Raw genomic sequence first — 24,878 nt, 5'->3', positions numbered from 1 at the left:
ATGAAAAAATATATATTGGCAGTTGCAGGCGGAGGCAGCACTTACACACCAGGAATTATCCGAAGCTTAATGGACAGACTGGAAGATTTGCCGCTCTCTGAAATTCGCTTCTATGATATTGATGGTGAAAGACAATCCAAGGTTGTTGTTGCAGCAAAAGCCGTTATCGCTGAGTATACAGATTCTATTCTTGTAACAGATACGACAGATCCACAAACAGCGTTTGAAAATGCCGACTTCGTGTTTGCACAAATGAGGGTGGGAAAATATGCATTGCGCGAGCTGGATGAGAAAATCCCTCTCTCTCACAATGTTGTTGGCCAAGAAACATGTGGTCCTGGCGGATTGGCATATGGTCTTAGAACGATAGCTCCGATGATTGAACTTATTGACTATGTGGAGCAGTACGCTAAGGAAACCGCATGGATTGTCAACTATTCTAATCCAGCATCAATAGTCGCAGAAGGTGTCCGTAAGCTGCGTCCAAAGGCAAGGGTGCTAAATATTTGTGACATGCCTGTCGCTACCATGCGTAATATTGCCGCAATACTCGGTGTCGAAAGAGACGAGCTTGTCGTTGACTATTTCGGACTAAACCATTTTGGCTGGTTCACACGACTTGAGGTTAACGGGATTGATCGACTTGCTGAAGTAAGGGAGCATGTTTATAAGCACGGCTTGCTGACAGAGGATGTTTCTAAAATTGACTATCGCCATGCAGATTCCTCTTGGATTAAAACATTTAAAAACATTAAGCTGATTATGGATCATTTCCCTGAATACTTGCCAAATCCATATCTACAATATTACCTGTTCCCAGATCATATTGTAGAAACATCCAACAAAGATTATACACGTGCAAATGAAGTGATGGATGGCAGAGAAAAAACTCTGTTTGAAACAGTAGAGAAGTTTGAAGAGACTGGTATATTGGAAGACTCCTTCGCTGTAGGAGTACATGGAACCTTTATTGTCGATGTTACAGTGTCGATAGCTCAAAACCTTGGCAAACGCTATGTAGTGATGACAGAAAATAACGGGACGATCCCAAATCTGCCTGCAGACGCTATGATTGAAGTTCCTGCTTTCATTACAGCAGACGGACCTAAACCAGAATTTGTCGGAGATATTCCTTACTTCTACAAAGCAATGATTGAACAGCAGCTTGCTTCTGAAAAAATTCTTGTCGAGGCGATCATTGAAGGTTCTTATGAAAAAGCGCTCCAAGCCTTTACACTGAACAAAACACTACCATCTGCCAAAGTAGCTAAAGCTGTCTTAGATGATTTAATTGCAGCAAATAAAGATTTTTGGCCAACTTTGAAAAAAGAATATAAAGAAGGTTCACTTGTTTAACCTCAAATAGAAAAACTCCGCTATTATTTTAGCGGAGTTTTTTTGCTAAACATCATGGTTTTGCTTCTTTCCAATCAATATTCAACAATCTTTCTGTTCTCGTATCAAAAGTAAGATTAACCATAACGCCCACTTCTTTGTCCTTTTCCTTCACAATGAGCTTGAACTTTTCTGTGGAAGTGTTTTTTTCCTCGTCCTTCCCGATATGCTTATAGTCAACAATCTCACTGTTTGGATATTTTTCCTTTGTTTTCGTCACTGCTATTTGACCCCATTTAACATAGGAGGGCAGTCCTTTATCACCACTTGGTGCTGCTGACGTGGTCATTGCAAACAAAAAGCTGAGTAAAGTTATGCTTACTATACTTAGTACCGACTTTCGCATCTTAACTCTCCTTTCTACTGCTGTTTGCTTCTATTATTCGCAATCTATGTTTTTTTATGTAAATCAATTCAAAGAAATAAGTTAACTAAAAATAAAATTTGGTTGACATATATTCCAACACCTTATATAGTAAATTTTAGTTATAATACATATTTATAAAGGATGGATTTTTGACATGAAGAAATGGAGAGCAATTGATATTACAATGGTAGCTTTATTTGTAGCGTTAATGACAATTGGTGCTAATGTAACAAACTTCTTAATAATTGCAGGTGTACCAATTACTCTGCAAACCTTTTTCGCCATTATGGCTGGTTTGTTGTTAGGTAAAAGGCTTGGCATGATTGCGATGATTTCCTATATGTTAATTGGCCTTGCTGGCTTCCCTATTTTCTCTGGACTTAGCGGTGGTTTAAGAATCCTGATAAGCCCAACATTCGGTTTTATTCTCAGCTATATTTTGCTTGCTTATACAGTAGGTGCTATCCGTGAACGAAACAGCTCCTTGCCTGCATTTATTTTTAGCAGTTATGTCGGATTAGCGATTAATTATGTAATCGGTACTAACTGGATGTTTTTTTCGTATAAGCTATGGGCACAAGCTCCTGAAAGCTTTTCCTATGAAATTGTTTGGGGCTGGATGATGCTTCCATTAGTTAAGGATCTTATTTTCACAGCCTTCGCTGGTGTACTTGCAAACAGATTAAACAATTCCTATTTCAAAAAAAGCAGCTTACGAATATAATACACAACAAAGGCCATGCATACATGCACGGCCTTTGTTAATCTTCGACATGTTTTCTCTAAAAACGACTTGTTTATAAAAAACTTGTCACATCTTGCGGTTTCCCAAGAAATAATAATTCCCCATATTTATCTTACGTTAAATTCAAATGGGATATCGTAGCTGTCGAGATCTTTAAATAACAAATGAACGGTTGCTTCCCATTTTCCTGGGCTATTGAGCTGGAGATTTTCAGCAGTGTATTTTCCTTCCCCTGCCTTTTCAAGGGTAAAGGAGGTTTGCTGGTCTCCTTGCTTTAATTCAATCGTGATTTGTTCAGGATCCTTTAAAGGATCTCTGTCATTATCAAATAAATTAACTTCATATTGATTTTGGATACCGGTTTTCTTTGGTGAAACAGCAAGACTTAAATTTTCATTATAAGAAATCTCTGCTTCACTGTAAAAAGGTTTATCTATCGGCAAGGTCGGTGTTTGCAGCTGTGTAAAGACGCTTGTCACCATTAGCAGAAGCACGCCAAGTACCATTTCTATCTTAATTGTTTTTTTATAGAATTTTTGCCTTGAAAGCATTGTTCTGCTTACAAGATGATATGCGCCAAAGCCAATCATTAAGGCAAAAATACCGACTTTCACAAGTAATGTGATTCCGTAAGCTGTGCTAACTAAGGAATGGAAGTCAGGTATCAGCAAGGATCCGTTAACAGCACCGGAAATCGCAAGGACTGCAACAGTAAACAGTGCCCACATGGAATAGGACTGCAATGTGTTCCAGTAAATATCATGCTGCTCGCCCTCTTTAGCAAAAATCCCTTCTTTTAGAAGGAAAATAATCACAATAATGCCACCAAGCCAAATGGAAGCTGCCGTCAAATGGAAAAAGTTCATGATGATTGCCACATTTTCATATGGTGAACTTGATGGATGACCAATGAAAGCTTTGCAAAGGAGAATGCCAACAAAGCTGATGAGCGGCAAAATCCACATTATTTTCTTTAATAGTGCTCCTTTTTTGAATATTAATACTTGTGCTAGCACTAATAGTAAGAAAAGTACCATCTGAATGGACCAAATTGTTCCTTCTTTTGTGCTTTGCAGTGTTTCAAGAAGCAAGGAAGGTTTTAATGCCTGGAAGAAGGATACACCTGCATTTACTTGCGTTTGGATAACGATAAAGGATAATAACCCTAATCCTATTAAGGTTAATGCAACAACTGCGTACCTTTTCGTTCTTCCTGCAATCTTAGGCTCCAATCCATTTGGCCTAAACCAAACAAGATAAAATAAAACCAGACCCATATAAAGGGAAAAACCACTGTATAGTAGGACTTTATTTATGGAGACACTTACCATACTGCTTTTGTCTGCTGTATATTGCTCTTGCGGAAGCACAACACCCTCTGGCAGCTCGCCAATACTAAATGGAACTAATCCTGTTATCGAATGCCCATCAGCAGAGACAACACGCCATTCCATTGTATAAACATCATTCTTTAAATTGGCTTTCAAATCAACGGAGATTGTTTTACCCTCCACTATCACATTGCCTTCATCAACCTTTTCACCAGCAGAATTCGTTACATTTAAAACAGCAAATCCCGATTGAATTTTTTCGTTATACTCAATCGTCGCTTTTGTTGGTGAATCATCCAAGCTTTCATTCTCACTCGGACTTGAATTGACGATATAGGCATGTGCAGAAGCATTCGAAATATTTATGGTGAATAACAGCATCATTACTAGAAATACACCAGAAAAAAACTTAAGTTTCATATTAGTCCATACACTCCCTTAACGCGAATACATCTATGTGCTATTTTGCACTTATTTTCTATTATATAGTTTGCTATACGCTGCGACAAACAAAAAGACCGCTTTATTGCTAGACATAAGTAAACACTAAAGTAATTTAACTTTTGTCAAATGATGCTCTATCCTAGCATATTTTGCGGTTTCCGAGGAAATAAAAATCGCCATGTTTAAAGAAAACAAAACTGGCAATAATGTTGATAATCTACTTAAGGAGGTAAGTTAATGGAAGTAACAATGAGTGCAGATCAAGTTATCGCTGCAATCCAAGGTTTGCGTTCTAAGGGAGACCAATTAAACAAAAAGAAAATTAAAACAAACCACCCTGATTTAATGAGGCATGCTCTTCATTATTTTCCCGACTGGAACACTGCCGTTGAAAAAGCGAACTAATGTGCGGGTTTTCGTTTTTGTTTAATGTTCTAAAACAGAAATCTTAAAGCTTCCAAGAATTAACTTACATAATCTAAATTAGTCTGTCGTAATTTGACAGACTTCTTTTTAGTTATATGTACAATCAAGCTCTCCTTTGCATGTAATTTTAATAAATGGGAATGATGTAATTTATATCCTTTAAAAATGAGCGAGAATTTAAAAACTGTTTATTTACGATAGGAAGAGGGTTTAAGGATGAAAGATTTTTTTGCGTTGCTAAAGAATGGGAATAAATCAGCACTTTATGCAACGGTAATTAATACGCTGATTGCGGCAATAAAAGGAACAGCATTCGGGATAACGGGAAATGTAGCGATGTTTGCTGAAACAATGCATTCACTTGGTGATGCGGCTAATCAATTTTTTGTCTTTATCGGTTCCGCTTTAAGCAAAAAGGCACCAACAAAACGATTTCCTGGCGGCTTTGGCAGACTTGTTAATCTAGTTTTGTTATTTGCTGTTCTTATTGTTGGAATTATGTCCTATGAGACAATCCGAGAAGGAATTGACCACTTATTTCATCCAACTGAATCGACTGGATTTTATTTAAATATCGCAGTACTTGCTCTTGCTGTTGTACTGGAATTTTTTGTGCTTATGAAAGCGATGAAGGAAATCGTAAAAGATGAGGGTGTCCCGTCTCGAGGCTTAAGCCTTTTTAAGAACAGCTTCCTTTATTTGAAGAAAGCAAATCCCGCCACAAAATTAGTCTTTCTGGAGGACATCGTAGCAACAGGCGGCGGTCTTCTCGCAATGCTTGCTGTCATCATTGCTCAATATACTCCATTCCATCAAGCCGAGGGTCTCGCTTCCATAATCATCGGAATATTTATGTTTTTCGTTGTCGGAAGAGTATTTTTGGATAATGCTGCTGGTGCTATCGGTGAAAGTGATGCGGAAATGGAAGGAAGAATCGGCATTATCGCTATGGCAGATCCAGATGTACGCGATATTCAGGACATTTCTGTCTATAAAGAAGGCGAAAACTTTCATGTTGAATTAAGTATTGAATTAGACAGCAAACTAACTGTCGCACAAGCGGATCTTATTAGGCATCGCATTGAGGATCAAATTTTGGAGGAAAAAGGTGTTTCTGACGTCATTATTGAATATGACAAGGACGATGGCATTTTAAAGTGGAAAGAGCCAAGTAATGAGATAAAAACACCATAAAGAAGAGGAAAGGCAGCCCCCTTTCCTCTTTTGCACATTATTCTTTAACAGCTTCTTCAAAGGGTGCGTAAAAAATCCCTTTTGGCGCTAATATATCTGTTTCCGTTTCTTCTTCCTGACCGTTAACAGTATAGGTTCCTGCTGGAAAGTAATCGTAAAAGCCTGATTGAATATGGAGCTCGACATAATACTCGTCCAGTTCTTTCAATAATTGAATATATTGATCTTTATCAAGCACTTCGTCAAATTCATCTAGCTCAAAGTTTTCCTTAATGGCATCAGTAAGCTCTTCATGTGAATCAACTGTCACGAATAAATCAACATCACAGCATTCCATACAAAGTAATACTTCTTCCCCTCTGATTTCTTCATAAGACTCTTTTACTATATCTTGTAATAATTGATTGATTTTATCAGCATTTTTTAAGATCATTGTCGTTTTCAAAAAAAAACCTCCATGTATAGCACATGTAAGAAAGATAAATCATATTTGGGCATATAGTCAAGTGATAACCTAAGAATAAGGAAAACTACATAACAATTTCCTTAAGAAGCTTAAAGGATTCAAGTCTTTCTTGATGGCTATATAAAGCTGTGTTTACGATAACTTCATCTGCTTGCGTCTCCTTCAAAAACGCCTCGAGCTTTGCGGCAACTATTTCCTGTGTACCAATAATAGAGGATTTAAGCTGTTGTTGAACAACGGACCGCTCATATGGACTCCAGATTTCATCCATGTTTTCAACAGGCGGCTTCATTTGCGTTGGTCTGCCTCTTATTAAGCTTAAAAATTGTTGCTGTGAGGATGTAGCTAAATATTGGGCTTTTTCCTCTGTTTCAGAAATGATTATGTTTGCCCCAACCATAACATAAGGCTTTTCGAGCACTTTTGATGGTTTAAAATTCTGGTGGTAGGTTTGTAATGCTGGGATAGTGTAATCTGATGAAAAGTGGCTTGCAAACGCAAATGGCAAACCAAGCTCTGCTGCCAGTTTTGCACTGAATCCACTTGATCCTAGCAGCCATATTGGAATGTTCAAGCCTTCCCCAGGAATAGCACGAACAGGCAAGCCTGTTTGCTCATAAGGCCTTAAAAATTGGCGTAAGTCCTCTAGCATTTCCGGAAAGTCACTTCCGTCCCGTTTTCCGCCCCTGCGCAATGCATTTGCCGTTAACTGGTCACTTCCCGGGGCACGTCCAAGCCCTAAATCAATTCTGTTTGGATACAAAGACTCTAATGTCCCAAACTGTTCGGCAATAACCAACGGTGCATGGTTTGGCAGCATGATTCCACCAGACCCGACACGAATTTTGTTCGTACCTCCTGCAATATATCCAATCAGCACAGATGTAGCACTGCTGGCAATGCCTGGCATGCTGTGATGTTCTGCAACCCAATACCGATTATATCCCCATTTTTCCGCATGCTGTGCTAAATCTAATGAATTTTTAAAAGCAGCACCCGCTGTACTTCCTTCTATAATTGGCGATAAATCAAGGACAGAAAACTTAGCATTTTTTAATGTTTTCGACATTTTTTTCTGACCTCCTTTTGTTCTCTATATTACTATAGAATGATTACTGTCCTAGAAGCAATTATCCTGCTTACAGCTATTCCTTTAAGCTTTTAATATACTCCAATGTTTGCTCATGATAAGGCTTCATTAAGTACTCAATCGGCTGGTATGGTGAAACAACTGGCACCTTCTTATCATTAATGATTCGGATAATTGGTTTTGCCTGTGATTTGGATGCTGTTATCTTCCATTCACCTGCTCTTTTTTCCATCGTTAAATCAATAATTCCAAGATGATTTCCCCAAAAGCCTGCTTGAACGGTTGGCTTTCCATTTATCGTTCCGGCCTGATGGTTAATGACATCTGTATTCTTTTCACCATTTTTTGGAAACAGTCCATGGGAATGTCCAAATAATAGGACATCAATCCCTTCCACCATACTCACATCGACTACATTATTCCCCTGCTTTTCCTTAAGAGCTCCATCTGATTGCAGTCCTGCATGTACAAGGGCAATGATAAGATCAGCACCCTCTTTTTTCATTTTCGGAACTAGCTCAGCTGCTGTTTCACTCATATTCTTTATAATTAAGTTCCCTTTAAAGTATTCCTTGTCCCATTCTGCTGCAATCGGTGTGAGCAAGCCAATCACACCAACATTTAATGTCTCCTCTTTTCCTTCCTCTGTTCGAATAGTTTGAGGCAAAATGACATACGGATTAAAAAAATGCAGATCATCTTCCTCCATATTATTATGATCATCCATATAAATATTTGCATTTACAATGGGAAAATCAGCGCCAGTTAAACTTTTCATAAGAAAATCGATTCCATAATTAAATTCGTGATTTCCAACTGTCGCTGCATCATACTCCAATAAATTCATTGTCTTATATGCAGGGTGTATATCTGTAAGATTTAGAAGATTGCTTTTGGCAATAAATTCTGCGAGTGCATTACCTTTTATTACATCGCCAACATCGAATAAAAGGGTATTTTCCGATTGTGATCTAATTTTTTGAATAAGCGATGCCGTTCTGCTTAGACCAAAATCAATTGTGCGTTTTTGGTTTTTATAATCATAATCTAAAATATTCGCATGGATATCTGTCGTTTCTAATATTTTCAGTTTAGCTTTTGTTGGATTTTGTAATTCCTCTGCTTCTGCTATTTTATATGGGAAAAACATTAGCAGCAAAGCTAACAGTATGTATCGTATTTTCACGAGTTCTTCACCTCGGAGCTCCCAAGCATGGGGTAATGCCTTTATTCTTCTCCAAAATGCCAAAACCTACCCTTCTTTTCATTAAGCTTGCTGAAATATGTCAACTATTAAGAAGTTTTGATAGCTTTTGTCTTCTTGCAGGAAAATAGGCCTTTTCTATGTAATTTGTAAGCATAGTCATTTATAAATTCTTTTTTCGAATATAATTTATCAATCAAAAGGAGTGTAATATATGAATATTTATTCTATTTATGAAGCATCCCAAAAGCTGACGACAAGCCCAAAAACATTAAAGCAATGGGAAAATAAATTCAAAGAAATATTAATTATTCCGAGAACAAAAAACGGCGCGCGTTTTTATACAGACAAGGAGCTGTCTTTGCTGCTTGAGGTAAAAAATTTATATAAAGAAAAGAAAAACACAACAGAGGTTAAAAAAACATTAAGTATGATTTTACAGCCAAAAGAAGTTAAAGCAGAAAAACAAGTCGAACAAGCAGAAGGTATCGCAGAGCTTGAGACTCCTGTTAATGAAATCCAAGTTATCGAGCCAGAAGAATTAGTAAAAAAAATCGACAGAATTGCAGAAGATGGCACTCAGCTGCAAGCCTTGATGTCTTCACTCGAAGCATATAAGCATGACTTCCTCCATGAGGTAAAACAAGAAATCCGCAACGGGATTAAACAAGAGGTTTTAGAAAGCATTACAACAGAAATACAAGCTGGAAAGTCGGAAACAATAGAAAAGCTGTCTACTGCATTTTCTGAGCATCAGGAAGCAGCAAAGGAAGACATCGAACAGATTTCTGAATTAGTACATACAAGCACACAAAAAACAACAGAAGACTATACGGCAATCAAGCATAATATAAAAAAGCTTTCCGACTTATCAAAAGCCGAAAGGAAAACATATTCTAAGCAATGGACAGCTTCTACAACATCTACGAAAGAAATTAAATCAATGGTGGAGCATTTATCTAAATCAAATACAGAAATAAACAAAACAGTTGAGCAGCTTCATAAAAATGACCGGATTTTAATGGAAGCCTTGCGCACTGAACGAGAACAAATGAGTAAAGAAATTAAGGACCGGGAAAAAAGCTTCCAAGAGCTTGTCCAGTCATTTCGCCAAACGGCGGTTGCAGAGCCTCCGAAAAAAACATGGTGGAAAATCTGGCATAAATAAGTTGAATATGATTTCAATTAAGATCAGGCAACCCCTGGTCTTTTTTATGTCCCTTTCTTTATGTTAGAATGTGTTCGTAGGATGATTTTTTAAGAATGGGACATTGGAGGATGTAATGGCAAATTATCAAGCACTGTTTCTAGATATTGACGGCACGATTTTGCAGCCAGACGACACGATGCAAGACTCTACAAAGGAGGCTGTCAAACAAATGAAGGAGCAAGGACTAGAAGTATTCCTTGCAACAGGACGCCCCCTTCATGAGATAGCGGATATCGGTGAGGTATTAAAGATTGATTCATTTATTGGCTATAATGGCGCACTTGCCATTTATAATGGGCAGGACATTTTGAAAAGCCCGATGAGCCCTGATTTAGTGGACTTATACATAAAAATTGCCCATGAAAAAGGCAATGAGCTTATCCTTTATACTAGCAGCCATAATCTTCTTTCACATCCTGAAAATGAAATGACGAAGCTGTTTTGTAAGAAATTTCACTTAAGAAGCAATAAGCAGTATACAGAAGATCAGCATGCCAACATATTAGGCATTACCGTCATTAACTTAAAAGAAGCGGATATTCACCTTTATGAAAGTTTTCCTGATATTCATCTTTCACAAGTTAATATTGAAGGCTTCCGTCATGCATACGATGTTATTAGTGATAAAGTTAATAAAGGGATGGCTATCGGCGAAATATTAAAAAGGCTGAACATTGAAACAAAAAATGCCATTGCTTTTGGCGATGGTATGAATGATAAAGAAATGCTCTCAGTTGTCGGAGTTGGTTTTGCAATGGGAAATGCTCATGAGAAGCTGTTTGCTTATGCAAAGCACAGAACTACTGCTGTAACAGATTCGGGCATTTATAATGGATTAAAGTCCCTTGGACTAATTAAAGAATAGTTATAAGAGATAAGCGATGCAAGAGCTTTGCATCGCTTATTTTTAGTCCGTATTTTCTGTTTGTGCTGTTTCAGCTAACACTTGGGTTACTTTTTTATCGTAATAGCTTTCATTCATTTTATAAGAAAATTCAAACGCAGGTGATGCTGCATTTTCTGTTTTGATCCAATAAAAGCCTTCACTTTCCTGGATGGAATCAAGCTCCTGCATAATCGTAAGAGTAACCGTAATTAAGTTTTTGTTTTTCGTAATGGCAATAGATGGATTCGAGGTTCTAGACGGCTTATTCATCATTTTTTTGGCGAATAACACAGAAAAATACAACTCGTTTCCGCTTTTACTCTTTTTGTTCATTTTTAGCAAGAAGGAATCTCCCAAATCTACTAGCTTTTCTTTATCCATATCCTCAACAGACATGATTAGTTTTATGTATTTGTTTTCTACTGGTGCAATATTAATTTTCGTAGCAGCCATTTGTATCCTCCTCTTTACAATCAACTGACACAATGCCATTTACACATACTTTCTAGTTTATAACAGAGAGGCATTTTCTATGACAAAAATTTGTAGTCAGGTCATATTTTTATATAATATTATAGCTGACATGCTAAGTTCAAGTAGAACACACCAAAAAAGTGCGATTATAAAGGACATCTTCTAATTTTTGAAGATGTCCAATCTGTCTACCGCTTATTTTTTTACAAACATTTGAACCCATTGATATCCATTTTCTTCAAAGCCAACACCAATATGGGAGAAATCCTTGCTAAGAATATTAGCGCGGTGCCCTTCACTATTCATCCACGCATTAACAACCTCTTCAGGTGTTCTTTGTCCTTGGGCAATATTTTCACCAGCTGACTTATACGTGATGCCAAAATCTCTCATCATGTCGAATGGTGATCCATATGTTGGGCTCGTATGTGAAAAATAGCCTTTTTCATTCATATCCTGTGCTTTCACATTTGCAACATCGTTTAACTCAGGATATGCTTTAAGAGCAGTTAACCCAGCTTTTTGTCTTTCTTTATTAGTTAAGCTGATAACAGCATCCACGTATTCACTAGAGCCTTTATTTTCACTGGCAATATCAGCAGCTTTTTTAGGTGATTGCTGTGCTGCAGGCGCAGGTTGTGCTGGTGCAGACTGAGATTGCTGAATGTTATTCGTAGTTGGTCGTTGAGTCTGTTGTGCCGTTCCATTGTTTGTATTTGCATTCGTATATCCATTGGCATTTCCATTTGGCACTGCACCACGATTAACAATTTTAAATTCATATTTCGCATCCTGAATTTTAATTGCTTGTGTATGTGGGTAACGGTTACTGTTTTTGTCTGTTTTTAAATTGGAAATTTGACCTGTTTCTATTATATCATTGTCCGTGTCAATTGGATTGTCATTATTATTACATGCAGTCAACATGCCTGCAGCCAAGCTCATACATAGTACTGTTCTAACGGGTTTGAATTTCATTGAAATTGCTCCTTTGCAGTTTTTTCTTTAATTATTTTCTCTGTTTGCACGCAAATTACTTATGGTATTTATTTGCTCAATTTCTAAAAAAACTTGGAAGCATCTTACAGGTATTTTTAACGATTTACGTGTATAATGACGATAATAGCTAATAGTGAGCTATTTCAAATAATGTTAAGAGGTGTAATATGAATCAAATCAGCACAACAGAATCATTTAATGAAATTATTAACAATGGAGAAACTAATATCGTTAAGTTTTTCACGACTTGGTGTCCTGACTGTACAAGAATGGATATGTTTATTCCTGAAATTATTGAAGAAAATGCAGACAAAAAATGGTTTAGCTTGAACAAAGACGAGCTTCCTGAGCTAGCAGAGAAATATGATGTTATGGGTATTCCGAGCCTGCTTGTATTTAAAGATGGAGAGAAAATCGGACACTTGCACAGTGCTAATGCTAAAACACCTGAGCAAGTCGAGGAATTTTTGGCTCCATTTAAAAAATAACCATAAAAAAAAGAAACAGCGTTTAAAACGCTGTTTCTTTTTTTTATACATCAGCCTGTATTACGCAAGCCTGCAGCAATTCCATTGATTGTCAGCAATACTTGGTTCAGAAGTTCCGGATCTGGTGTCTCCTGGTCGCGCAGCTGTTTAATCAGCTCTACCTGGAAGAAGTTCAACGGATCTACATAAGGGTTTCTTCTGTGGACAGACTCTTGAATTGTTGGTGTATGATCTAAAAGCTCTGCTTCTCCGGATATCTCAAGAAGTATCGCTTTTGTCTTGTTGTATTCCTCTTTAATATTGTTATAAATTCTTGTGCCGATTGCTTCATCTTCCACTAAAGAAGAATATTCTCGCGCTGTCGTTAAATCTGCCTTCATTAACGCCATTTGAAGATTGTCGATAGTGGAGCGGAAAAACGGCCATTTTTCGTACATTTCCTTTAGGATATCAATGTTCTTACCGTCCTTATCTGCAAATGCAGTTAGACCAGTTCCTGCTGCATACCATGCTGGTAACAGCTGACGGCTTTGTGTCCATGCGAACACCCAAGGAATAGCACGCAAGTCTTCAAACGTCTGCTTGCTTTTTCTGCTCATCGGTCTGGAACCAATTTTCAAGTTTCCAATTTCGTTAAGCGGTGTTGCTTCTTTAAAGTAAGTCATAAAGTCATCGTCAAAGAAGACTAATGATTGATATTTCTTCAATGATACAGCAGAGATATCCTCCATTGCTGTTTCCCACTTGTCTTTTTGACTTTGATCAAGCTCGTTATTTGAGATGTGAGCAAACGCCTTTAACAATGTAGAAATTGCCTGCTCAAGACTTCGGAACGCGATATCCTCCAATAAGTAACGAGAAGACAAAACTTCGCCTTGCTCTGTAATTTTCACACCATCACCAAGCGTTTCAGCTGGCTGTGAAAGAATACTCTTATTAAGCGGACCGCCACCTCTTCCAAGTGAACCACCGCGTCCATGGAAGAATTTCAGGCCGATTTTATAACGGCTAGCCATTTCATGAATTTCTCTTTGAGCTCTGTACAGCTTCCAGTTGGCTGTTAGTGTTCCACCGTCTTTACTTCCATCAGAATAACCAAGCATGATTTCCTGCTGATTTCCATGCTGGATTAGATGGTTTTTATAAACAGGTAGCTCAAATAATGTTTGCATAATATCTGGTCCTGCTACTAAATCGTCAATAGTTTCCAGCAATGGAGCCACATTTAAATGACTCTCCACCGTTCCATCTGCATGAAGGCGGTAGATTCCTGCTTCTTTCGCAAGTACAAGCACTTCAAGCAAATCACTTGCAGACTGTGTCATACTGATCAGATAAACCGTAATAGCTCGTTTACCGAATTTTTTATGAGCATCGCGAATCATTTGGAATGTTTTAATCATTTCCTGTGTTTGAGCAGAATAATCTTCATTCAATAACAGAATTGGTCTAGGATCCTTTAAAACAGATTCAAGAATTTTCATTTTGTTGTCTTCATCAAGGCTGCTGTAATCGTCTGCAATGCCAACTTTTTTCATTATTTCTGAAATGGCCGCTTCATGCTCACCACTATGGTTACGAATATCCAATGTAGCAAGGTGGAAACCAAACAAGCGGACTTGACGGATTAGTTTTTGCAAATCCTTTTGTTCATGATCCTTCGGCTGATGAATCGCAAAACTTTCTTGGATTAGCTGCAGATCCTTCAAAAGCTCCTCTGAATCTGTATAGCCTTTTTCTGTTTTACCAGTCGCTTTAAGTCTTTCTACAATAACAGCAAACTTTCTGCGATACACTTCTGTTTCAACTTGCCATTTGCTGTCTGCAGTTAAATAAAGCTGCTCTTCTTCTACGATAGACTGGATTAGCTTTGAACTTGCTTTGATTCTGTTTGTCGAATGGCTGAAACGCTTCATTAAAGAAATAACAGCATCTGTATATTTCTTAAGCACAAGCTTGTTCTGCTTATGAAGGGTTTGCCATGTTACTTCAGGCGTCACGTTCGGATTACCGTCGCGATCTCCTCCTATCCATGAACCAAATGTCAGGAAGTTCGGAACATTCCAATTATAGGTTGGATAGTTTTCATGTAAAGCATCTTGGACTTCTTGATGAATATCTGGTAATACGTCAAACAATGTTTGATCGAAGTAGTACAAGCCATTTCGCACTTCATCCATTACAGTCGGCCTTGTTAGACGAAGCTCATCTGTTTGCCACATAATAGTGATTTCTTCAAACAGCTCTTGATCAATTAGCTTACGTTCTTTTCTAGTCAGCATTGGATTATCATGCTGCTTTAAGAGACCTGCAATACGCTTTTGAATTTCCAAAATAGAGCGTTTTGTCGATTCAGTTGGATGTGCTGTGATAATCAGCTCCAAGGATAATGTATCAAGGACATTTTGAATCGCATCCTCTGAAAGGTTTTTGCTCTTAAAGGCCTGAATGGCACTGTCAATCGACGCAGGCTGAACAAGATTGTTCTCCATAAGCTGATATTCTCTTCTTCTTCTTATGCGGTGATTAAGCTCAGCTACGTTAACAAGATGAAAATATTTCGAGAAGGCACGAATAACCTGTCTTCTCATCGGTCTTTCCAAGTTTTCCATTTCGCTTTTCAATGTTTGATATGTATCTTCATTGTAATTAGTGCGCAATTCTTTTGCTAATTTACGGATTGTTTCGACTTTTTCTAAAAGTTCTTGTCCGCCATGATGAACAAGCACCTCGCCAAGTATTTTTCCCAATCGCTTAACATCCCTGCGCAAAGATGTGCTGTTTTCATTAACCTTTAATCGTGTTGTCATTAGATTACCATCCCTTAATCTAAATAATTTTTATCTATTCGATACCTATAATCCTATCACTATTCGTCAGAAAATACATCAAGAAATCGCGTTGATTAATAGATAGAAAAGATTAGTTTCATGAAATTAATCTATTTTTTGTATAAGTAAGCTGAAAATAGGGAATAATTTCTAGATTAACCGTTTTCATTAAAACTTTATTTTATTATACCTTTCCTTACATTATTTGCACATCAATTTGTCTTATACCACTTTTTCATTCTTGGAAAGGTTATTTAAATTTTGACTAATTATAACATGACTGTGCGAAAATAATAGATGTTTATCCGTATTTACGCACCAAAAGGCATAAAATTACTCTTAAGCCGCTATTTTTAGTAGAATAAATGAGGAATACTATTAAATGAAGAACAGGAAGTGTTATCGATGAGCAATCTAAAAAACTGGTTTGACAAAGGAATGTCATCACATACGTACATATCGAGCATGCAAGTAAACAAAGATAATCTTTTAAAGGTTTATAATGAATTTTCTGTTCCCGCAAAAGACATTGACAGCTTAAAGATGCTGCAAACAAAAGGGTATAAAGCGCTGATACTTAGTGCTGATTGGTGTGGGGATGCAATGGTCAATGTTCCTATCTTTTTACGCTTAGCTAATGAAGCATTAATCGAAACTAGATTTTTGATCAGGGATGAAAACCTTGAATTAATGGATCAATTTTTGACGAATGGAACAGCACGCTCCATTCCGATCATTATTTTCCTTGACGAAAACGATGAGGTAATCGGCAAATGGGGACCGAGAGCAGAAATTATTCAAAAGGAAGTAGATGTTCTTAAAAAGGATGTGCCAGCTAAAGACACTCCAGAATATGATGCTGCATTTAAATCCTTTATTAAAGCAATGGTAGAGCAATTTATCAACAATGAAGACTGGTGGACAATTATTAAAAATGATTTGATTGAAAGTTTGACAGCTCTTGATAAGAAATAAAAAAACGGGGATTGCTCCCCGTTTTTTTTAATGACTATGACTTTCTTTATTTGGGTTGTAAATAACAAAGCCTGGCTCTGGCACATGGAAATATTGAATCCAAATTCCGTCTAAAAACTCACTGTCATTTTTATCTAAAAGGACAGCAACCTCTTTATCTGACTCAACCACTTCATCATTTTCCGTTTGCTTGTCCAGCTTTAGATCATAATGGGCATGGTTTCCGTGATGCTCAGTTATGTATACACGCAGCATTTCTCCTTCATTTGCTTTGCTAAGCATTTGTTTCATTACTTTCGCTGCATGTCGATTTACTTTAACATTCATTGTACTTCCTCCAAATTTGTTGATTTTTGTACGTTTCTATTGTATTCCTCTACTAGATTGTTTGCAAATAATCGATACCGGCAGCGCCTTTTACATACAAAAACAGGACCGGCTTCTGCCAGTCCTGTTTCTTCTATTAAGATAATGCGCCGATTTCGACCATTTCTTTCACTTTAGCCAATTCCTTTGCATATTGCTCAAAGCCTTCTTTATCTAAGATATCCAGGGATTCATTTACTTTAAATTGCAGATAATTGCGTTTAAGTTCCATATCAAGCACAGAAACGATTTTCTCCTCATCAATGAAATCCTCAAGCTCCTGGACAAACATATATACACTATAATCATTAATCATTACTAGCATTAGCCAACCTAAAGAGTCAACATATTTCTTCTCTTCTGTAACAGTAATAATATCCCCTTTATGTAAATCAAGAAAAAAAGTATGATCAGGTCTAGGACATGTACATTCCACCATATATTGAAACGGCTTCACTACCAAGAATTGATTTTGCATAAAATTACACCTTCCTAGCTTCTTTATTGTCTGTTTATTGGTTATTCATATTGTAAATGAAAATGATTATCAATGTCAATTTATTTATTGAAAAAAATCCTGACCTTGATAAGTCGGCTCCTATATAACAAATGTAAAAAAAACGAGGCTGGGACAAAACAAAAATACCCTATCTAAAGACGAACTATAAATAACGAAAAAACATAAAAAACCAAACTATTAATCAATAAATAGTTCGGTTTTTTTATTAGACTTAAATATTTATGTCCAAGCCTTAGTTTTAAGCTAGAACTCAGAATAATTTATAGATAACAATTAATCAGTCTTTACGACAGGAAGTCTAGCTGGATAAAATTGATTATTAATTTCTTTTAAAAGGGAAAGATCGCATTTAGGTTTACGGGTATAGGTGAGTATCCCGTTAATTTCTTGTTCTACATCTGTTAACTGTGTATAGCAGTAACCCCATAACCCTTTCGATTGGTAGATAGCATCCATAATACGGCGGAAATCTCGGACATATTCCTCCTCCGTCTCGACAGAAGTATAGCCCCAGCCTTTTTGATCATCCACTTTAAAGCCTATCCCTCCAAATTCTGTCAGCATAATCGGTTCTCCTTGATGAGAATAGCCATTTGCATACACCTGCCATTTGCCGTGTGCATGTGAAAGGAGATTTTCGACAGTAGCTAACGTTTCTTTAAAGTATTCGTACTTAACCTTTTCCTCATGATTTCCATGATTATAATTGTGAATAGCACATATATCGGTTGTTGTCGCTTCCCAGCCGTCATTCGAGATGACAGGCCTAGTACCGTCAATTGCATGCAGCATATGATACATCGTTTTGGAGAATTGCTGTTGCTTTTTGTCTGCGTGAATATCAGGAACTCCCCAACTTTCATTTAACGGGACCCAAGTTACGATGGACGGGTGATTATAGTCTCGTTCTACAATTTCCATCCATTCCTTCATTAATCTTCCGGCTGCTTTTTCTGTATAAACAGGAGCAGATGCGCACTCCCCCCATACTAAAAACCCTAACGTATCAGCATAATACAAAAACAAGGGATCTTCTGTTTTTTGATGTTTACGACAACCGTTAAAGCCCATCTCTTTCGCTAATTCTATGTCTTTTTTTAAATCATTTGCTGAAGGTGCTGTCAATAACCCCTCCGGCCAGTAACCTTGGTCTAATACAAGCTTTTGATAATATGGCCGATTATTTAAAAATACCATCCCGCTTTCCGTATGTACTTTCCTATATCCAAAATAAGATGTTATCGTATCTAGTACGTGACCATCATCCTTAACCAGTTCTAGTTTGACATCAAATAGGTTTGGATTCTCAGGCGTCCATGCAAAACCAGCATCATGGAAATTTGATCGGAAAATTTTATTTTGCATAAGATCTATTGCTCTTTTCACATTTCGCCCCGTTAACTTCATTCGATCCTCTGCAATTACGATGTCTTTAAAGCTGATAGTGTAGTCTATGAATCTATCTTCTTTAAAATGGATAAAGTCACTAATATGCAAATCTATCCAAACGTTACCATTATCTAAATCAGACGTGAATTTCACACTTTCTATATGTTCCTTTTCAATCTGTTCTATCCAAACTGTTTGCCATATCCCCGTAGAATTAGTGTACCAAATTCCCCGTGATTCTTTTTCCCAAAACTGCTTACCACGCGGAATCGTTTCATCATCAAAAGGATCATGTACAAAGACGGTGATGGTTTGTTTTCCCTTCACTAGCTTATCTGTAATATTAAAGTGGAAGGAAGTATGTCCCCCTTCATGCTCGCCAACAAATTGCCCGTTCACATACACTTTACAATAATAGTCTACTGCCCCAAAGTGTAATAATGTTAACTTATCAGCAGAATTATCGAGCTCTATTTCTTTTTTATACCATATATACTCATGAATACTGCGGTTATTTATGCCGCTTAACTCTGATTGGTAAACAAAGGGAACGTTTATTTCACGAGATAGATTCTCCTGATTGGCATATTTCTCCTTCCAGCCTTCATTTTTATCATCAAATTCAAATTGCCATGTACCGTTTAAATTCAGCCATTCAGATCGTACAAATTGAGGTCTTGGATATTCTACTCTGCTCATAATACCTCCTATGGTTTCATTCTTCTTGTATTTACTTCTCTTACTCTATTTACAGAAACCTTTGGCTTGCGATCAATCGTAAGCAATCCGTTAAGTTCCTGCTGGACATCTGTAAGCTGTGTATAACAATAGCCAACCACATATTCTAAATCTTGAATCGCATAATGTATTTCTTCAAACCTTTTGAAAAACGCTTCCTCATCCTGTACTTGATTACCATAGCCCCATCCTTCTTCCGTTTGGAAAGCAATTCCGCCAAATTCGGAAATAATAATCGGCTGTCCTTTATAGCCATAATTTTCAGCAAATGGGTAGAAATCTTTATTAAATTGCATTTTATTAGATAAAACATATTCCTTATTTTCATAGCGTTTAGTAAATACTTTGCCGAATTCTTCATAATCATGCAGTGTAATGATATCGGAAATGGTATGCTCCCAGCCGTCATTCGTTATGACAGGGCGCATTTGGTCATATGTTTTCGTCATGTAATAAATACTTTCCGTAAATGCTTGTTGCTTCCTATTTACATGAATGTCATGAACTCCCCAAGATTCATTGAAAGGTACCCAAGTAATAACACTTGGATGATTGTAGCTTTGCTTCACAATTTCCATCCATTCCTGTGAAAAATTCTTCACTGCCCGATCATTAAATGCATATGTTGAGCCAACCTCTAACCATACTAGCAGCCCGTATTTATCTGCTAAATACAAAAAGCGCGAATCCTCTACTTTTTGATGCTTCCTGACCCCGTTATATCCAAGTTCTAACACTTTTTTAATGTCTACCTCAAGAGCTTCTATACTCGGCGGCGTCAAATCGGAATCCTGCCAATAGCCTTGGTCTAATATAAGGCGTTGGTATAATTCTCTATTATTAAGCAGTATCTTATTTCCTTCGATTGAAATCTTTCTCATCCCAAAATAAGAATGTACGGTATCAAGTAATTCGTTCTCTTTATACAAATTAAGCTGAAGATCATATAAATGAGGATTCTCTGGACTCCAAGTTTTCATTGTCCATGGATCCTGTCTTTGCAGCACACTTCCTTGCAGTGCAGCAGAACCATCTATAATGGTTGCTGTTAAGCAATTAATGAGCTTGCCATCAAACAGAATCTTTGCTTCTGCCCTATATTCATCTGCTCCAATTGGAATGTTGTTTGTATCTAATTCAATCAGAATTTCTTGTTCATCAAATAAAGGCGTAATTTTTGCATGTTCTACATAAACAGGAGAAACATATTCTAACCAAACTGATTTCCAGATACCTGTTGTTTGCACATACCAGCATCCAAAGTTTTCGTCATGCCATCTCTGCTTTCCTCTTGGCTGGGAGCAGTCTTTTGAATCATGCACCTTCACCGTCAATTTATTTTCGCCAATATGAACCTTATCCTTTAAATCTACTGAAAAGGCATGATAACCGCCTTGATGCTGTGCCGCAAGCTTACCATTAACATATATAAACGCCTCATAGTCGACTCCTTCAAAATGAAGAATAGGAAGTTTCTCTACATCATCTATATTCAAGATTCGTTCGTACCATACTATTTCATGATGCTCTTGTTGATGAATGCCACTTGCCTTGGTTTCATAGGTGAAAGGAACTTCTATCACCGTTCCCTTTGGAAATTTTTCATACCATTTATTTTTTTCACCTTTTTTTTCATCATCAATCGCAAAATCCCATTTGCCATCCAAGGAATACCATTTTTCTCGTCTCAATTGCGGATTAGGATGCAATTCTTTCATTAGCTTATACCTCCAATTTGTTGATTACCTCTAATCATTAGCTTTTTTATGCTTTTATTTTTAGCCAGCATGATCATGCCTGCAGACATGTATAAAATTACACTGATAATATCCATAATGAAGTAACTCATAACGCCACATACTAATAACCAAATCGCTACTTTTACATGAACTTGATCATCCTTAATATATTTTTTAGCACAAACCAGATTAAACAGGCCGAGTCCGATTAGAATGGATCCAAATATGCCGATAAAGATATATATACTTCCAACGACAGATTCCATCGCCTTCATATAAGCGAAGCTCGTGTTTTCAATCAGATTTGCACCTTCTATTTTTTTCAAAGTCCCATACACCAAAATAGTTAATAATCCATCAATTATTTGCCAAATCCCAGCTATGAACACTAAGTTCCTTTCCAATTTTCTATTCATCAACCCTTCACTCCAGCTGATAGTGACATAGAATCTAAGAAATACTTTTGTGCAAATAAGTAAAGTATGAAGGTTGGAACAATCGCAACAAGCGCTCCTGCCATCAATAATGTAGGCTGAGCCTGATACATACCTTGCAGCAATTGCAGCCCTGGTGTTATCGGCATTTTTTCCACATCATTAAACACGATTGACGGCCATAAGAAATCATTCCAAGAACCAGTAAAGGAGAACAAGGAAACTACTAAAAGCACTGGTTTGATTAAAGGCAAAATGACTCTTTGTAATATTTGAAAATCATTTGCACCATCCATTCTTGCTGCTTCATCAAACTCTGTAGGGATATTATTCATAAACTGTCTCACTAGGAAAATATTAAAAACACCTGCAGCACCAGGAACAATCATCGCGATAGGTGAATTAACCCACCCTAAAATATCAATAATCTTATAAAGGGGAATTAAATTAACGACTGCAGGAAACATCATCGTCGCCATTAAAAAGGCAAACAACCCATTCTTCCCTCTAAAACTTAATCTACTAAAAGCGAAGGCAGAAAGTGTAACAACAAGTAATACTAATAAAGTATGCGTGACAGAAATAAACAAGGAATTCGTAAACCAGCGCACTAACGGTGTACTTGCATTATCCACTAAAAGAGAGGTGTAATTGGAAAGCACCCATTCAATTGGCAGAAATTTAAAACCAACTGATTGAAGTTCTATTTCTGATTTAAAAGAGGTTACAATTCCCCACACTAACGGAATAACCCAAATAACGGACATTGCAAGTAAAAAGACAAACGCAATGATTTTTGGAAATGGATTAACTCTTTTTCCACTCATTCCAATCCCTCCTATTTAATTTTTTCTTTCTCTTAAGAAAAAGAACTGTAAGGATGCAACGATCATGATGCACACGCCAAGAATAACTGCCATTGCTGATGAAATCCCTGCGATCGATTGACCAGAGCCAAATGCATTTTGTTGAATATCCATTAATAGAACTCTTGTCGAATCAGTTGGTCCCCCACCTGTTAGCATAAGCGGCTGTCCATATACATTGAAGTGTGCAATGGTGGTAATAACGACCGTATAAAGAATTTGTCCTCTAATACTAGGCAGCGTGATTTTGATAAATTTCTGAAATGGTGAGGCGCCGTCAATATCTGCTGCTTCATAAAGGTCTTTTGGAATCCCATTTAAGGCTGCTTGATAAATAATCATATTCCCGCCGATTGACCACCAAACCGTTACAATAATTAACGCGATCCATGCATAAGGCTGCGTTCCAGTCCAAACCGTTTCTAAATTCAAAATATTATTGATTGGGCCATATGTGACGTTGAACATCAATGTCCAAATAATTACGACCGCTGAAATCGCAAATAAGGATGGTAAATAAAACAGAGATTGAAAGAACTTCCATAAAGCCGGTTTTGTATTTAAAGCTGCCGCAAGAAATAATGGCACGATGATACAAAACGGTACAACAAACAGGACGAATAAAAATGTATTCTTCAAACCTGTATGTAGCTGTTCATAAAAAATCGAGTCAGATTGCAGTAATATTTCTTTATAATTATCAAGGCCAATAAATGTAGGAGAGCTTATTAAATCCCATTCTGTAAAAGAAATATAAATACCAAAGAATACAGGAATTAGAAAAAACACACCAAATATCAATAAATGCGGCGCCAAGAAAAACCATGGTGTAACAGAATTTTTAATTAACCTTTTATGTTTAACTTGCTTTACTTGTTTTGTAGCAGGAACAGTTTCCATCACTCCACTCCCATTTCTTTTTCTATTTATTAACTTTTCACATCACAAATTTCAAAAGCTTACCTTTTGAATAAACAAGAGGTAAGCTTTTTACCTGCTAATTACACCACATCATTTATTCGAGTTATCTTTTTCCACCTTCGCTGAAACTTCTTTTTGCATTTGTGTAAGCGCTTTATCCACTTCCAGCTTTCCAAATACTACATCGCCTGCTTGTGCATCAAGCGCTTCTGAAACATAGCCATTATACTTATAATCAAAGATTTTTAACGTAGCTTGTTGTTCTGGTGTAGATAAGAAAAATGCTTGTGGCATTTGCTTGTATTCTTCGTTTTCTAATAGCGACAATGTGGCAGGATTTTGTCCAGACTTAGCCCATTCCATCGAGTTGTCTCGCACCCAATTCAAGAAATCCATAACACCTTTTGCTTTTTCATCGTTTCGTTTTTCATCTTTAAACATGACAAATTGATGGGAGGAAGACCAGTTAACTGTTTTAGACAGGTCATCAGAAACTTGCGGCGCATTCGTTAATCCCCAATTTATCTTGCTTTGCTTCACTTGGTTTTGCATCCAAATTCCTTCAGGCAAAAACACTACTTTTCCTGTTAAGAACATTTGCGTTGGATCTTCCCCGTCTTTAGTTGTGTATCCTGTTTTCACTAAATCCTTCCACAGGTTAAAGGTATCCTTAGCGGCTTGATTATCTAGTGTTGGCTGAATTCCATCCTCTGTTAGAGCCCCGCCATTTTGTGCATATAGTGATAAAAAGTTCGGTTTCAACCAAGTAACACCAATCGATGCAATTTTATCCTTTTTCGAGACTTCACCTACTTGCTTTACTTCATCAAATGTCACGATATTATCGTCTAACGCTGTCGGCAAATACTTATTTACTAGGTCTTTATTGTAATAAAGTCCAAACGTATGTATATCTAGCGGTATACTATAGCGTTCAGATTCAATCTCCCCAATATTCCAGGCTTCTGGCACATAATTTTCCGCCTTAACATCTGGGTAATCTGTTAATAAATCATTATAAGAGGTTAACATATCATTATCTTTAAACTGCTTAATACGCTCTGCATGAACAATCGTTAAATCAGGTATATTTTTTTTGGAGTTTACAATCGTTGGGATTTTCGTATACATATCTGTTTCTTTAAGAGAGATATTCTTAATTTTATAATCTGGATTTGTCTTGTTGTATTGATCTACCATTGCTTGCATGTTTTTCCCATCAGGTCCTGTAAATGGATTCCAAAAGGTGATTTCATTTTTAGCGCTACTGCTTGCACCTGAACTACTACATCCTGCCATAATTCCAATAGCCAACCCTAACACACCCAAAAGCTTCCACCGTTTCTTTGAAGTACCCATCGAATTTCCTCCCCATTTAAT

24 protein-coding genes are annotated in these 24,878 nt (G+C 37.1%); 8 read left to right on the top strand and 16 right to left on the bottom strand.

Annotation, left to right across the window (positions count from 1 at the left end; translation table 11 throughout):
* Window positions 1-1,356 (top strand): 6-phospho-alpha-glucosidase, encoded by a 1,356-nt coding sequence (locus NQZ71_RS11185; protein ID WP_144455609.1) that lies wholly within the window; start codon window positions 1-3, stop codon window positions 1,354-1,356.
* Between the two features lie 52 nt (window positions 1,357-1,408).
* Here the strand turns inward: NQZ71_RS11185 and NQZ71_RS11180 are convergent, their stop codons facing one another.
* Window positions 1,409-1,741, bottom strand: coding sequence for a YqzG/YhdC family protein (locus NQZ71_RS11180; RefSeq protein WP_260053952.1), 333 nt, complete (start codon window positions 1,739-1,741; stop codon window positions 1,409-1,411).
* Between the two features lie 175 nt (window positions 1,742-1,916).
* Between NQZ71_RS11180 and NQZ71_RS11175 the strand changes: the two genes are divergently transcribed.
* Window positions 1,917-2,486 carry a biotin transporter BioY gene (locus NQZ71_RS11175; protein WP_260053953.1) on the top strand — a complete coding sequence of 190 codons (570 nt, stop codon included), beginning with the start codon at window positions 1,917-1,919 and terminating at the stop codon, window positions 2,484-2,486.
* A gap of 128 nt (window positions 2,487-2,614) precedes the next feature.
* On the opposite strand, the gene NQZ71_RS11170 is transcribed toward NQZ71_RS11175, so the two are convergent.
* Window positions 2,615-4,258: a copper resistance protein CopC gene (locus NQZ71_RS11170; RefSeq protein ID WP_317010616.1), complete on the bottom strand. Its 1,644-nt coding sequence runs from the start codon at window positions 4,256-4,258 to the stop codon at window positions 2,615-2,617.
* A gap of 261 nt (window positions 4,259-4,519) precedes the next feature.
* Between NQZ71_RS11170 and NQZ71_RS11165 the strand changes: the two genes are divergently transcribed.
* Window positions 4,520-4,687 carry a hypothetical protein gene (locus NQZ71_RS11165; protein WP_164849796.1) on the top strand — a complete coding sequence of 56 codons (168 nt, stop codon included), beginning with the start codon at window positions 4,520-4,522 and terminating at the stop codon, window positions 4,685-4,687.
* Window positions 4,688-4,924: 237 nt separating this feature from the next.
* The gene (locus NQZ71_RS11160) at window positions 4,925-5,902 is read left to right on the top strand and encodes a cation diffusion facilitator family transporter (protein ID WP_260053955.1); all 978 of its coding nucleotides are present in this window, start codon (window positions 4,925-4,927) and stop codon (window positions 5,900-5,902) included.
* 37 nt (window positions 5,903-5,939) lie between these two features.
* Here NQZ71_RS11160 and NQZ71_RS11155 read toward each other — a convergent pair whose 3' ends face one another.
* From NQZ71_RS11155 to NQZ71_RS11145, 3 genes are all read right to left on the bottom strand, one after another.
* A complete protein-coding gene (locus NQZ71_RS11155) occupies window positions 5,940-6,347 on the bottom strand; it encodes a hypothetical protein (protein WP_144455603.1) in 408 nt (135 codons plus the stop codon).
* 85 nt (window positions 6,348-6,432) lie between these two features.
* On the bottom strand, window positions 6,433-7,437 hold the full coding sequence (locus tag NQZ71_RS11150; RefSeq protein ID WP_317010615.1) for an LLM class flavin-dependent oxidoreductase: 1,005 nt from the start codon (window positions 7,435-7,437) through the stop codon (window positions 6,433-6,435).
* A gap of 76 nt (window positions 7,438-7,513) precedes the next feature.
* Window positions 7,514-8,644: a metallophosphoesterase gene (locus NQZ71_RS11145; RefSeq protein WP_144455599.1), complete on the bottom strand. Its 1,131-nt coding sequence runs from the start codon at window positions 8,642-8,644 to the stop codon at window positions 7,514-7,516.
* Between the two features lie 232 nt (window positions 8,645-8,876).
* Between NQZ71_RS11145 and NQZ71_RS11140 the strand changes: the two genes are divergently transcribed.
* Window positions 8,877-9,830 (top strand): MerR family transcriptional regulator, encoded by a 954-nt coding sequence (locus NQZ71_RS11140; RefSeq protein ID WP_260053957.1) that lies wholly within the window; start codon window positions 8,877-8,879, stop codon window positions 9,828-9,830.
* A 115-nt stretch (window positions 9,831-9,945) separates the two neighbouring features.
* A complete protein-coding gene (locus NQZ71_RS11135; RefSeq protein WP_275007699.1) occupies window positions 9,946-10,737 on the top strand; it encodes an HAD family hydrolase in 792 nt (263 codons plus the stop codon).
* A gap of 42 nt (window positions 10,738-10,779) precedes the next feature.
* On the opposite strand, the gene NQZ71_RS11130 is transcribed toward NQZ71_RS11135, so the two are convergent.
* Together NQZ71_RS11130 and NQZ71_RS11125 are read right to left on the bottom strand one after the other, a co-directional pair.
* Window positions 10,780-11,211, bottom strand: a complete 432-nt coding sequence (locus NQZ71_RS11130) for a hypothetical protein (RefSeq protein ID WP_144455593.1) — start codon at window positions 11,209-11,211, stop codon at window positions 10,780-10,782.
* Between the two features lie 216 nt (window positions 11,212-11,427).
* Window positions 11,428-12,210 carry a CAP domain-containing protein gene (locus tag NQZ71_RS11125; protein WP_144455591.1) on the bottom strand — a complete coding sequence of 261 codons (783 nt, stop codon included), beginning with the start codon at window positions 12,208-12,210 and terminating at the stop codon, window positions 11,428-11,430.
* Window positions 12,211-12,398: 188 nt separating this feature from the next.
* Here NQZ71_RS11125 and NQZ71_RS11120 point away from each other — a divergent pair, with 188 nt between their 5' ends.
* Window positions 12,399-12,719, top strand: coding sequence for a thioredoxin family protein (locus NQZ71_RS11120; RefSeq protein WP_144455589.1), 321 nt, complete (start codon window positions 12,399-12,401; stop codon window positions 12,717-12,719).
* Between the two features lie 50 nt (window positions 12,720-12,769).
* Here the strand turns inward: NQZ71_RS11120 and ppc are convergent, their stop codons facing one another.
* Entirely contained in the window at window positions 12,770-15,529 is a 2,760-nt protein-coding gene (gene ppc / locus NQZ71_RS11115; protein ID WP_144455587.1) for a phosphoenolpyruvate carboxylase, read from the bottom strand.
* Window positions 15,530-15,955: 426 nt separating this feature from the next.
* Here ppc and NQZ71_RS11110 point away from each other — a divergent pair, with 426 nt between their 5' ends.
* A complete protein-coding gene (locus NQZ71_RS11110; protein ID WP_317010614.1) occupies window positions 15,956-16,525 on the top strand; it encodes a thioredoxin family protein in 570 nt (189 codons plus the stop codon).
* Window positions 16,526-16,552: 27 nt separating this feature from the next.
* Here the strand turns inward: NQZ71_RS11110 and NQZ71_RS11105 are convergent, their stop codons facing one another.
* The 8 genes from NQZ71_RS11105 to NQZ71_RS11070 all read right to left on the bottom strand — a co-directional run bounded on the left by NQZ71_RS11105 (window position 16,553) and on the right by NQZ71_RS11070 (window position 24,857).
* A complete protein-coding gene (locus NQZ71_RS11105; RefSeq protein WP_127742140.1) occupies window positions 16,553-16,852 on the bottom strand; it encodes an iron-sulfur cluster assembly accessory protein in 300 nt (99 codons plus the stop codon).
* A 136-nt stretch (window positions 16,853-16,988) separates the two neighbouring features.
* On the bottom strand, window positions 16,989-17,369 hold the full coding sequence (locus NQZ71_RS11100) for a hypothetical protein (protein WP_127742142.1): 381 nt from the start codon (window positions 17,367-17,369) through the stop codon (window positions 16,989-16,991).
* A gap of 315 nt (window positions 17,370-17,684) precedes the next feature.
* Window positions 17,685-19,499, bottom strand: a complete 1,815-nt coding sequence (locus NQZ71_RS11095) for a glycoside hydrolase family 2 protein (RefSeq protein ID WP_317010613.1) — start codon at window positions 19,497-19,499, stop codon at window positions 17,685-17,687.
* Window positions 19,500-19,507: 8 nt separating this feature from the next.
* On the bottom strand, window positions 19,508-21,256 hold the full coding sequence (locus NQZ71_RS11090; protein WP_317010612.1) for a glycoside hydrolase family 2 protein: 1,749 nt from the start codon (window positions 21,254-21,256) through the stop codon (window positions 19,508-19,510).
* Window positions 21,256-21,693, bottom strand: a complete 438-nt coding sequence (locus NQZ71_RS11085; protein WP_144455579.1) for a hypothetical protein — start codon at window positions 21,691-21,693, stop codon at window positions 21,256-21,258. The genes NQZ71_RS11090 and NQZ71_RS11085 overlap by 1 nt, the downstream gene beginning before the upstream one ends.
* Window positions 21,693-22,538, bottom strand: coding sequence for a carbohydrate ABC transporter permease (locus NQZ71_RS11080; protein ID WP_144455577.1), 846 nt, complete (start codon window positions 22,536-22,538; stop codon window positions 21,693-21,695). Before NQZ71_RS11080 ends, NQZ71_RS11085 begins: the two co-directional genes overlap by 1 nt.
* A 15-nt stretch (window positions 22,539-22,553) precedes the next feature.
* A complete protein-coding gene (locus tag NQZ71_RS11075; RefSeq protein WP_144455575.1) occupies window positions 22,554-23,477 on the bottom strand; it encodes a carbohydrate ABC transporter permease in 924 nt (307 codons plus the stop codon).
* A 111-nt stretch (window positions 23,478-23,588) separates the two neighbouring features.
* A complete protein-coding gene (locus NQZ71_RS11070; protein WP_260053963.1) occupies window positions 23,589-24,857 on the bottom strand; it encodes an extracellular solute-binding protein in 1,269 nt (422 codons plus the stop codon).
* Window positions 24,858-24,878: the final 21 nt, after the last annotated feature.

The organism is Niallia taxi (assembly GCF_032818155.1).
Classification (GTDB): Bacteria; Bacillota; Bacilli; order Bacillales; family Cytobacillaceae; genus Niallia; species Niallia taxi_A.
Note: the sequence above shows the minus strand (reverse complement) of the source record. Positions and strands in the feature narration are given on the sequence as shown.